This window comes from Streptomyces sp. NPDC006624 (assembly GCF_040611555.1).
GTDB lineage: Bacteria > Actinomycetota > Actinomycetes > Streptomycetales > Streptomycetaceae > Streptomyces.
In genome coordinates, this window is record NZ_JBEXOM010000102.1 from 1 (window position 1) to 1,042 (window position 1,042).

A 1,042-nucleotide genomic window follows, 5' to 3' on the forward strand; every position below is an offset into this window, starting at 1 on the left:
GAGGTGTCGATCGGCCATGCGCTGATCGGCGAGGCGCTGTATGACGGCCTCGATGCGACGGTGCGCGGCTATCTGGCGGTGATGGCGGCCAGTCGCTGAGGCAAGGCGGCTGCGTTCGAAGCATGCAGGCCTCGCGTCGGCGGGGCGATGGACGCTGAGTTATCCACTGCCGCTGCGGCGTTGTGCGTCGATGAGATGCCGCGATGTTCGCTTCGACGGCGGCTGCGCTTGTGGACAACTAGTCTGCTTGGCGACTCGCCGCTGCCTGGAACCGTGTGCGTCGACGTGTCTGCGCCAACGCGCCTGTGGACAAGCGGATTTTCGACAACGCTGCTTCGCGCGTATCCGCGCTAGTGGCCGGCGATTCGATTCGAGACGTGTGGATAAGCCAGTCGCACGTGATCGGTAGGACGCGCTTCGGTGCGATGTCCACGACCGACGACGCATGCATCGCCGACGTGCTGTGGATAAACGATTGCTCGTCATTCGCGCTACGCACATGCCGCAGCGCTCTCGCGGCACACGCCGCAACGGCTGTGGACAAACACGTGTCGCGACGCGGCTTGTGGATAACGCTTTGCACGCAGATCGCAAACAGCGCGATGGCGACGATGCGAATGTCTTGTGGACAAGTACCTGCGTCGAATTCGTCGACCAGCGCGCACCAAGCGTTTCGACGTGATACGCGTGTAAGGCCGTATCTGTGGACAAACTGCGCGCGTCGCTCGTGCGCTCAGTTCGGCGATTGCGCCCACGGCGAGAAGATTCGCTCGCGCGGGCGTCGCATCGATTCGCTTGTGGACAAGTCTCTGCAGCGACATCGTCGCGAGTCGCATGCGCACACTCCGAACACCCAAGACGCACTTGTGGACAACCCACACCGGAGACGATTTCGACGACGCTCGAATCATCCCTGTGGACAACGACGAACTCGCTCGCACCATCGTGTCGCGAAATTTCGAGCAGGGTGCGGAAGCGTCGAGCGGCCGTGCAGTCCGCGCAGCGCCGACGCTTCCACCAGCATTTGTGGATAAACGTGGCT

General features: G+C 62.6%; 1 protein-coding gene. It reads left to right on the forward strand.

The genetic code is table 11. The features are described from left to right. The first annotated feature begins 3 nt into the window (after positions 1–3). Positions 4–99 carry a hypothetical protein gene (locus ABZY20_RS37455; RefSeq protein WP_356448037.1) on the forward strand — a complete coding sequence of 32 codons (96 nt, stop codon included), beginning with the start codon at positions 4–6 and terminating at the stop codon, positions 97–99. Positions 100–1,042: the final 943 nt, after the last annotated feature.